Below are 9,977 nucleotides of genomic sequence, written 5' to 3'. Positions count from 1 at the left end.
GGGCGTCAGGCGCCGAAGCGCCGCAGCCGCAGGCTGTTGCTGACCACGAAGACCGAGGAGAAGGCCATCGTGGCGCCGGCCACCACCGGGTTGAGCAGCCCGGCCGCGGCCAGCGGGACGGCGGCCACGTTGTAGGCGAAGGCCCAGAACAGGTTGCCCTTGATGGTGGCCAGGGTGCGCCGGGAGAGCCGGATCGCGTCCGCCGCCACCCGCAGGTCGCCGCGGACCAGGGTCAGGTCGCCGGCCTCGATGGCGGCGTCCGTCCCGCTGCCCATGGCCAGGCCCAGGTCGGCCTGGGCCAGGGCGGCCGCGTCGTTCACCCCGTCGCCGACCATCGCCACCGAGTGGCCCTGCTGCTGCAGCCGGCGCACCTCGGCCACCTTCTGCTCGGGCAGCACCTCGGCGATCACGTCCGCGGCGGGGATGCCCACCTCGGCGGCGACCGACTCGGCCACCGCCCGGTGGTCGCCGGTCAGCAGCACCGGGCGCAGGCCCAGGGCGCGCAGCTCGGCGATCGCGGCGGCGCTGGTCGGCTTGACGGTGTCGGCCACCACGAGCACCGCGCGGGCGGCGCCGTCCCAGCCGACCGCGACCGCGGTGTGGCCGGCCGCCTCGGCCGCGGCCTTGGCGGCGGCCAGCTCGCCGGTCAGCGGCTGCGCCCAGTCGGCCAGCAGCGACGCGCGGCCGGCCAGCACCGCGTGGCCGTCCACCACGCCCTGGACGCCCAGGCCGGGCCGGTTCTCGAAGGATTCGACGGCGGGCAGCCCGCCCAGGCGCTCGGCTGCGGCGGCCGCCACGGCGCGGGCGATCGGGTGCTCGGAGGCGTGTTCCAGGGCCCCGGCCAGGCGCAGCGCCTCGGCCTCGGTGGTGCCGGCGGCGGTGTGCACGGCGGTCAGCGCCATCTGACCGGTCGTCACGGTGCCGGTCTTGTCGAGCACGACGGTGTCCACCCGGCGGGTGGTCTCCAGCACCTCGGGGCCCTTGATCAGGATGCCGAGCTGGGCGCCGCGCCCGGTGCCGACCATCAGCGCGGTCGGGGTGGCCAGGCCGAGGGCGCAGGGGCAGGCGATGATCAGCACCGCGACGGCGGCGGTGAAGGCCTGGGTGGGGTCGCCGCCGGCCAGCAGCCAGCCGACCAGGGTGGCCAGCACGATCAGGATCACCACCGGCACGAACACCGCGGAGATCCGGTCGGCCAGCCGCTGGGCGGCCGCCTTGCCGTTCTGCGCCTGCTCGACCAGCGTGGCCATCCGGGCGAGCTGGGTGTCGGCGCCGACCCGGCGGGCCTCCACCACCAGGCGCCCGCCCGCGTTCACGGTGGCGCCGGCGACCGGGTCGCCGACCGCGACCTCGACCGGCACCGACTCGCCGGTGAGCATCGAGGCGTCCACGGCGGAGGCGCCCTCGACCACCACGCCGTCGGTGGCGACCTTCTCGCCCGGGCGGACCACGAACCGGTCGCCGACCCGCAACTCGGCCACCGGGATCCGCTGCTCCCGCCCGCCGCGCAGCACCGCGACGTCCTTGGCGCCCAGGTCCAGCAGGGCGTGCAGGGCGGCCCCGGCGCGGCGCTTGGAGCGGGCCTCCAGCCAGCGGCCGAGCAGGATCAGCGTGGTGACGGCGGCGGCCGTCTCCAGGTAGAGGGTGGACGCGGCGTCGCCGCGGCCGACCGCCAGGGTGAACTCGTGCTTCATGCCGGGCATCCCGGCCCGGCCGAGGAAGAGCGCCCAGACCGACCAGCCGAAGGCCGCCAGGGTGCCGAGCGAGACCAGGGTGTCCATGGTGGCGGCGCCGTGCCGCAGGTTGGTGACGGCGGCCTTGTGGAAGGGCCAGCCGCCGTGGGCCACCACCGGCCAGGCGAGCGCGAAGGCGAGCCACTGCCAGTCGGTGAACTGCAGCGCGGGGACCATGGAGAGCAGCACGACCGGGACGGTGAGCACGGCGGAGAGCAGCAGCCGGTCGCGCAGCGGGTCGGGCTCGACGGGCTGCTCGGCGGGGGCGGCGGGGGCCTGCGGCGGCGGGGGCAGCTCGGCGGTGTAGCCGGTCCGCTCCACGGTGGCGATCAGGTCGGCGACGCTCACCCCGGGCTCGAAGTCGACCCGGGCCTTCTCGGTGGCGAAGTTGACGGTGGCCGCCACGCCCGCCATCTTGTTGAGCTTCTTCTCGATCCGGGCGGCGCAGGAGGCGCAGGTCATGCCGCCGATGGCGAGCTCCACCCGGTCGGTGGCGGTGCTCGTGCCCTGGGAGTCCAGGGGGTGGGTGGTGCTCATGGTCGCGCTCCTTCCGGGAAGGGGGTGAGGGGGGCGGCGGCGCGCCCCCCGCGGTCGGCTCAGGAGGCCGGGCCGACCAGCTCGTAGCCGGCCTCGTCGATGGCGGCGCGGACCGCGGCCTCGTCGAGCGGCTGATCGGAGGAGACGGTCACGGTACCGGCCTTGGCGTCCGCGGCGACACTGAGGACGCCCTGCAGGGCGGAGAGCTCCGTGCTGACCGACTTCTCGCAGTGGCCGCAGCTCATGCCGGTGACGGAGTACGTGGTGGTGCTGGACATGAGGGCCTCCGAGGAGTCAGGGGCGCCCGGTTCGGCGCCGTACTGGTGGGAACACCATACCCCCTAGGGGTATTCCAGGGGGAAGGGGGACCGGGGTCGCGGTGAGACGCTGGTCACGATCCAGCCACCGACAGTAGTCGCACCCGTACCGCGGGTCGCGCTGCGGCACTCCCGGGGTGGGAGAAGGGTGCCGCGGGCGGCCGAGTAGGACAAATCGGTCAACCGGTGCCGGGGACACCGCGCGGGTCGAGCCGGGCGGAGCGGAATGTCCGTAAGGTGCGAGAGGTGTTCCGTCGTCGTTCCCCGGGCAGTGCCGGCCCACCGCAGCCCGACCTGTCCGGGCTCGCCCGCGGCCGGCGGCGTCGTGCGCTGGCCGCGGTGGACCTGCGGGACCTGTCCTGGCGCCGGCGGGCCGCGCCGGCCCTGATCGCGATCCTCGCCGTCGTGGTGGCGGACCTGGCTACCGGCAAGGAGCGCTACCTGGCACCGCTGATGACCGTGGTGCCCTCGGTCGCGGCGCTCACCCTGTCGGCGGTCGGCGTGCTGGGCGTCTGCACCTTCGGCCTGGCCGTGCTGCTCGCGCTGAACCGCTACGACGACGTCACGGCCGTGCACGACCAGCGGTTCCTGTTCGGCACCATCGTCACCTACACGGCGCTGAGCCTGTTCAGCGCCTACGTGGCCGAGGTGCGGATGCGCCGGGCGGCCGCCTTCGCCGCCGTCAGCTCGGTGGCCGAGGCGGCCCAGCGGGCGCTGCTGCAACGCCCGGGGCCGGAGGTCGGGACGCTGCGGCTGGCGGTGCGGTACGCCTCCGCCGCCGACGAGGCGCGGATCGGCGGGGACCTCTACTCGGTGCTGGACACCCCGCACGGCACCCGGCTGCTGGTGGGCGACGTCCGCGGCAAGGGGCTGGAGGCGGTGCAGACCGCGGCCGTGGTGCTCGGCGCGTTCCGGGAGGCCGCCTACGACGAGGCCGAACTGCCCGAGGTGGCCGACCGGATCGAGGCCAGCGTGGAACGCCACGTGCCGGACGGCGAGTTCACCACCGCGGTGTTCGCCCAGGTGCACCCGGCCGGCGTGCTGGAGCTGCTGCAGGCCGGGCACGTGCCGCCGCTGCGGGTGGCCCCGGACGGCACGGTGACCGCGCTGGAGCTGCCCGACCCCTGGGTGCCGCTGGGCCTGGGCCGGCTGGTGCCCGGGCAGCCGGAGTGCGTCCGGCTGCCCTTCGAGGCGGGCGACGTGCTGGTGCTCTGCACCGACGGGGTGGTGGAGGCCCGCCGGTCCGGCCGCGGACCGTTCTACCCGCTGCCGGAGCGGGTCGGCGCGCTGGTGGCCGGGGCCGGCGGCTCGGTGGCCGAGTTGGACCACGCGGTGGGCCGGCTCTACCAGGACCTGCTGGCCCACACCGGCGGCGAACTGAACGACGACGCGCTGCTGCTGCTGGTGGCGCGCCGCACCTGACCCCGGATCAGCGGCCGGTCGCGTCGGCGAGGGCGCGGAAGAGCAGGGCGGTGGAGGTGGCGCCCGGGTCCTGGTGGCCGACGCTGCGCGGGCCCAGGTAGGAGGCGCGCCCCTTGCGGGCCTCCAGCGGAACGGTGGCCCGCGCCCCGGCCTCCGCCGCCTCGGCGGCCAGCGCGGCCGCCTCGCGCAGCGAGAAGCCGTCGAACGCGGCCCGCTCCAGCGCGGCCACGGCGGGTTCGAAGGCGTCCACCATGGTCTTGTCGCCGACCGCGGCGCCGCCCAGCTTCTGCACCGCCGTCAGGCCCGCGCGCAGCGACTCGGCCAGTGCGGTCGGATCGGCCGTCGGGGCCGGCAGCGACCGGCCCGCGGTGCGCAGCGCGCTGCCGTACAGCGGCCCGGAGGCACCGCCGACCTTGGAGATCAGGGTGGCCCCGGCCTTGGTCAGCAGCTCCCCGGGCGGGGTGTCGGCGGGCAGCGCGGCCAGCGCCTCGGTGACCGCGGCGAACCCGCGGCGCAGGTTGCTGCCGTGGTCGCCGTCGCCGATCGCGGCGTCCAGCTCGGTCAGCCGCTCGTGCTGCTGCTCGACGGCCGCGGCGGCGGCCCGCAGCCAGGCGAGGGCGAGGTCGTGGTCCAGGGTGAAGGACATCGGATGCTCCGTCAGGTGTCCGGGCGGGGGCGTCAGCCGAGGCGCAGGGCGGGGGTGCGGACCGGCGCGTCCCACAGCTCCAGCAGGTCGGGATCGGCCTTGGTCAGGGTGAGCGAGAAGCCGGCCATGTCCAGGCTGGTCACGTAGTTGCCGACCAGGTTGCGGGCGATCGTGATGCCGCGTCCGGCCAGTTGGGCGGCCACCTCGCCGTAGACCAGGTACAGCTCGTGCAACGGGGTCGCGCCCAGGCCGTTGACCAGCGCGATCACCTGGTCCCCGGGGACCAGGGTGTGCTCGGCCAGGACCGTGTCCACCACCTCGGCGACCAGCTCGTGCGCCGGGCGCAGCTTCTCCCGGCGGCGGCCCGGCTCGCCGTGGATGCCGACGCCGACCTCGATCTCGTCGGCGGGCAGGTCGAAGCCGGGCTTGCCGGCGGCCGGCACGGTGGCGGCGGTCAGCGCCACCGCGAACGAGCGGGAGGCGGCGTTGGCGAGCTGCGCGATCGAGGCCACCGCGGCCGCGTCGGCCCCGCGCTCGGCCAGGGCGCCGGCCACCTTCTCCACCACCACGGTGGCGCCGGTGCCGCGCCGCCCGGCGGTCCAGGTGGAGTCCTTGACCGCCACGTCGTCGTCGACCAGGACGGTGCGGACCTCGATGCCCTCGTCGGCCGCGAGCTCGGCGGCCAGTTCGAAGTTGAGCACGTCGCCGGTGTAGTTCTTCACCACGAGGACCACTCCGGCACCGCCGTGCACCGCCTTGACCGCGCTGAGCACCTGGTCCGGGACGGGGGAGGTGAAGACCTCGCCCGGGCAGGCGGCGTCCAGCATGCCCGGACCCACGAAGCCCGCGTGCAGCGGCTCGTGCCCCGAGCCGCCGCCGGAGACCAGGGCCACCTTGCCCGGCCGCGGGGCGTCGCCGCGCCGGATCACCCGGGCCTCCCGATCCACCGTCAACTCCGGGTGGGCGGCCGCGATTCCGGCCAGGGTGTCGTCGAGCACGGTCTCGGGGGTGTTGATCAGCTTCTTCACTGCCGGCTCCCGTGGTGGTGGTCGAACGGTCCGTTGCGAACCTACGCCACCCGGGTGGGATTCCTCATCGGTTCGCCGCGTCCTGGCGTGGCGGGCGGTCTACCCTCGGACGTCATGAGGACTTCGGTGGGTATCGTCCTGGTCTCGCACAGCCCGCGGCTCGGGGCGGGGGTGGCCGAGCTGGCCGAGCAGTTGGGGGGCGGGGCGGTCGCGGTGGTGGCGGCGGCCGGGACCGAGGACGGGCAGCTCGGGACCAGTGCCGAGCTGATCGAGGCGGCGGTGCGGCAGGTCGACTCCGGGGCCGGGGTGGTGGTGCTGCCGGACCTGGGCAGCGCGGTGCTCACCGCCCGGGCGGTGCTGATCGAGCTGGGCGAGCCGGAGCAGGTGGTGCTGGTGGACGCGCCGTTCGTGGAGGGCGCGGTGGCCGCCGTGGTCACCGCCTCCACCGGCGCGGCGCTGGCGGAGGTGGTCCGCTCCGCGCACGAGGCCTGGCAGGCGCGCAAGTTCTGACCCGGCGTCACTTGGCGTCGGCGTAGCACTCCACCACGGCCGTGGTCATCGGGAACCGCACCGGGGTGTCGCCGAAGACCAGTCCGGTCGCCTCCTCGGCCGCGGCGGCGACCGCCGCGGCCACCTGCTCGGCCAGCGCGGCGGGGGTGTGCACCACCACCTCGTCGTGCTGGAAGAAGACCAGGTGCGGCTCGGGCGCCAGCTCGGCGAGCCGGCGGCGCAGCGCGGCCAGCAGGGCCAGCGCCCAGTCGGCGGCGCTGGCCTGGATCACGAAGTTGCGGGTGAACCGGCCGCGGGCCCGGGTCGAGCGCCCGCCCTGGGCGTCCTCGCCGGTGGCGCCCTCGGCCAGGTCCAGCCAGGCGTCCGAGGGCGGCGGGCAGGGCCGGCCGAGCCGGGAGCGCACGATGCCGCCCTCCTCCCCGGTGCGGGCGGCGGCCTCCACGTAGCCCATCGCCGCCGGGTAGCGCTGGCGCAGGACCGCCAGCAGCGGGCCGATGTCCCCACTGGTCTGCCCGTACATCGCGCCGAGCAGACCGAGCTTGGCCTTGTCCCGGTCGCCGCGGAAGGCGGTGGCGGCCAGCGCCTGGTAGAGGTCGCCGCCGGCCGCGGTGCGGGCCAGGGCCGCGTCCTCGGAGAGGGCGGCCAGCACGCGCGGTTCCAGCTGCGCACCGTCCGCCACCACCAGCAGCCAGCCGGGATCGGCCACCACGGCGCGGCGCAGCATCCGCGGGATCTGCAGCGCGCCGCCGCCCCGGCTGGCCCAGCGACCGGAGACCACCCCGCCCACCACGTACTCGGGGCGGAACCGGCCGCCGCGGGCCCAGGCGTCCTGCCAGGCCCAGCCGTGCGCGGTGTGGATCCGGGACAGCTCCTTGTAGCGGATCAGCAGCTCGGCGGCCGGGTGGTCGACGGTGCGCAGCTCCCAGATCCGGGTGGAGTTCAGCCGGATCCCGCGGTCGGCGAAGGCCTTGATCACCTGGGTGTGCGAGTCGGGGTTGAACGGCTTGGCGCCCAGCGCCCGGTGCAGCTGGGCGGAGAGCTCGACCAGCCGGGCGGGCTGGGTGCCGGGGATGGTCGGGCGCGGGCCGAGCAGGTCGGTGAGCAGCGCGTCGTGCACCTCGGCGCGCCAGGGCAGGCCGTCGGCGGCCATCTCGGTGGCGGCCAGCGCGCCGGCCGACTCGGCGGCCACCAGCAGGCGGAACCGGGACCGCTCGGCGGGGTCCTCGATCGCGGCCAGCCGGCGCTGCTGCTCCGCGTGCACCGCGAGCACCGCCGTCAGCGGATCGGTGCCGGAGGGCAGTTGCAGGCGGTCGGGGGCGAACAGGGTGTCCTGTGCCTCGCCGGCGCCGTGCTCCGGCAGGTCCTCCGGCACCGGCAGGCCGCGCAGCCGGCACCAGGCGGCGCCCAGCGAGCGCCCGGCGCCCCAGCGGCCCTCGTGCGCCAGCAACAGGGCCTCCACCAGCCGCAGGTCGTGGCAGCGGGCCGGCCGGCGGGGCAGCTCGGGCAGCAGCGGGGCGTAGGCCGACTCGGCGCTCGCCCAGACCCAGCGCGGACGCTCGGCGGCCTCCAGCTCACCGACGGTGGCGGCCAGGTCCGCGGTGCGCAGCGCGGTGCCGACCGGTTCGCCGGCCTCGGTGATCCGGTGCAACCGGCCACCGCGCCCGTGCTGGTCGGGCACCAGAGCGATCCTGGTGGTCATCGGCGGCCTCGGTTCGGTCGGTTTGCGGCGGTTGGTGCGGGTGCGATCCCTCGCGGTCCCGACGGTAGCGCGCCGCACCGACAGTGCGCCGCGTATGGTCTGCGGAATGACGGAGAACCCCTTCCTCACCCCGAGCTCGCTGCCCTACCAGCTCCCGCCGTTCAGCGAGATCAGGGACGAGCACCTGCGGCCCGCCCTCGACCAGGGCATGGCCGACCAGCTGGCCGAGATCGCGCGGATCACCACGGCCCAGGAACCGGCCGACTTCGAGAACACCGTGGTGGCGCTGGAGCGGACCGGGCAGCTGCTGCGCCGGGTGACGGCGGTGCTCGACGTGCGGACCGCCGTCGACACCAACCCCGAGTTGCAGGCGCTGGACGCCGAGTACCGGCCCAGGCTGGCCGCGCACAGCGACGCCATCCACCTGGACCGGGCGCTGTTCGAGCGGCTGGACGCCGTGCACGCCCGGCGCGCCGAGCTGGACCTGGACGCCGAGTCGCTGCGGCTGCTGGAGCGCCGCCACCAGGTCTTCGTGCGGGCCGGCGCCCAGCTGCCGCCCGAGCAGCAGCAGCGGCTGCGCGAGCTCAACGCCGAGCTGGCCACCACCTCGTCCGCCTTCGAGCAGAACCTGTTCGCCGCCAACCAGGCCGGCGCGCTGGTGCTGGACCGGGTCGAGCAGTTGGACGGCCTGTCCGAGTCGGCGATCGAGGCGGCCGCGGCCAACGCCCGCGAGCTGGGCCACGACGGCAAGTGGGTGCTGAGCCTGCTCAACTTCACCGTGCAGCCGGCGCTGGCCCAGCTGACCGACCGTGAGGTGCGCCGCCGGCTGCTGGCCGCCGCGGTGGAGCGGGCCGAGCTGAGCAACGGTCGGGTGGCGGCCACGATGGCGGCGCTGCGCGCCGAGCGGGCGGCGCTGTTCGGCTGCCCGAGCCACGCCGCCTACGTGGTGGCCGACGAGACCGCGGGCACCGTGGAGGCGGTCACCGAGCTGCTGGGCCGGCTGGCCCCGCCGGCCGTGGCCAACGCCGAGCGCGAGCTGGCCCGGCTGGCCGCGGCCGCCGAGGCCGACGGCGTCACCGACTTCGGTCCGCACGACGTGCCGTACTACGCCGAGCGGGTCCGCAAGGCCGAGTACGACCTGGACACCGCGGCGCTGCGCCCGTACTACGAGCTGGACCGGGTGCTCTTCGACGGCGTCTTCCACGCGGCCGGCCTGGCCTACGGGCTGACCTTCACCGAGCGCACCGACCTGGTCGGCTACCACGCCGACACCCGGGTCTTCGAGGTCTTCGAGCAGGACGGCACCCCGCTGGGCCTCTTCCTCGCCGACTTCTTCGCCCGCAGCTCCAAGCGGGGCGGCGCCTGGATGGACGAACTGGTCTCGCAGGCCCACCTGTTCGACCGCAAGCCGGTGGTGTTCAACAACCTGAACCTGACCAAGCCGGCGCCCGGCCGCCCGGTGCTGCTCAGCGCGGACGAGGTGCGCACCCTGTTCCACGAGTTCGGGCACGCGCTGCACGGACTCTTCTCGGACGTGCGCCACCCCGGGCTGGCCGGCACCCAGGTGCCGCGCGACTTCGTCGAGTTCCCGTCCCAGGTCAACGAGATGTGGGCGAACTGGCCGGCCGTGCGCGACCGGTTCGCCCGGCACCACGAGACCGGCGAGCCGATCCCGGCCGAGCTGCTGGCCAAGGTCGAGGCGGCCGGGACCTTCGGCCAGGGCGCGGCGCTGGTCGAGGTGCTGGCGGCGGCACTGCTGGACTGGGCCTGGCACACCCTGCCGGCCGGGCAGCCGGTCGAGGACCCGGTGGCGTTCGAGGAGAAGGCGCTCCAGGAGGCCGGGGTCTCGCTGGCCGCGATCCGGCCGCGCTACCGGACCGGCTACTTCAGCCACCTCTTCGTCAACGGCTACAGCGCCGGCTACTACGCCTACCTGTGGTCCGAGGTGCTGGACGCGGACACCGTGGAGTGGTTCAAGGAGAACGGGCGCTCGGAGCGGGAGAGCGGCGAGGTGTTCCGGCGCGAGCTGCTGGCCCGCGGCGACTCCCGCCCGGCGCTGGACTGCGTGCGCGCGGTGCTGGGGCG

The 9,977-nt window shown here is 75.6% G+C and carries 8 protein-coding genes; 3 read left to right on the top strand and 5 right to left on the bottom strand.

The genetic code is table 11. The features are described from left to right. Window positions 1–5 precede the first annotated feature (5 nt). Window positions 6–2,270 carry a heavy metal translocating P-type ATPase gene (locus ACFW1A_RS33540; protein ID WP_380415751.1) on the bottom strand — a complete coding sequence of 755 codons (2,265 nt, stop codon included), beginning with the start codon at window positions 2,268–2,270 and terminating at the stop codon, window positions 6–8. Window positions 2,271–2,329: 59 nt separating this feature from the next. Beyond that, on the bottom strand, window positions 2,330–2,548 hold the full coding sequence (locus ACFW1A_RS33535; protein ID WP_380415749.1) for a heavy-metal-associated domain-containing protein: 219 nt from the start codon (window positions 2,546–2,548) through the stop codon (window positions 2,330–2,332). A gap of 285 nt (window positions 2,549–2,833) precedes the next feature. On the opposite strand from ACFW1A_RS33535, the gene ACFW1A_RS33530 reads away from it, so the two are divergent. Then, window positions 2,834–4,009: a PP2C family protein-serine/threonine phosphatase gene (locus ACFW1A_RS33530; protein ID WP_380415747.1), complete on the top strand. Its 1,176-nt coding sequence runs from the start codon at window positions 2,834–2,836 to the stop codon at window positions 4,007–4,009. A gap of 7 nt (window positions 4,010–4,016) precedes the next feature. On the opposite strand, the gene dhaL is transcribed toward ACFW1A_RS33530, so the two are convergent. Further along, complete coding sequence (gene dhaL, locus ACFW1A_RS33525) at window positions 4,017–4,655, bottom strand: dihydroxyacetone kinase subunit DhaL (protein ID WP_380415745.1); 639 nt, start codon at window positions 4,653–4,655, stop codon at window positions 4,017–4,019. A gap of 32 nt (window positions 4,656–4,687) precedes the next feature. Beyond that, entirely contained in the window at window positions 4,688–5,683 is a 996-nt protein-coding gene (dhaK, locus tag ACFW1A_RS33520; RefSeq protein ID WP_380415743.1) for a dihydroxyacetone kinase subunit DhaK, read from the bottom strand. A gap of 114 nt (window positions 5,684–5,797) precedes the next feature. Here dhaK and dhaM point away from each other — a divergent pair, with 114 nt between their 5' ends. Beyond that, complete coding sequence (dhaM, locus tag ACFW1A_RS33515) at window positions 5,798–6,193, top strand: dihydroxyacetone kinase phosphoryl donor subunit DhaM (RefSeq protein ID WP_380415741.1); 396 nt, start codon at window positions 5,798–5,800, stop codon at window positions 6,191–6,193. 7 nt (window positions 6,194–6,200) lie between these two features. Here the strand turns inward: dhaM and ACFW1A_RS33510 are convergent, their stop codons facing one another. Then, complete coding sequence (locus ACFW1A_RS33510; RefSeq protein WP_380415738.1) at window positions 6,201–7,892, bottom strand: bifunctional 3'-5' exonuclease/DNA polymerase; 1,692 nt, start codon at window positions 7,890–7,892, stop codon at window positions 6,201–6,203. 106 nt (window positions 7,893–7,998) lie between these two features. On the opposite strand from ACFW1A_RS33510, the gene ACFW1A_RS33505 reads away from it, so the two are divergent. Beyond that, window positions 7,999–9,977: M3 family metallopeptidase (locus ACFW1A_RS33505; protein ID WP_380415735.1), on the top strand; the 1,979-nt coding region annotated here is incomplete at its 3' end.

The organism is Kitasatospora sp. NPDC058965, from assembly GCF_042741245.1.
Lineage (GTDB): Bacteria > Actinomycetota > Actinomycetes > Streptomycetales > Streptomycetaceae > Kitasatospora.
This window is presented reverse-complemented; position numbering and strand designations above follow the sequence as displayed.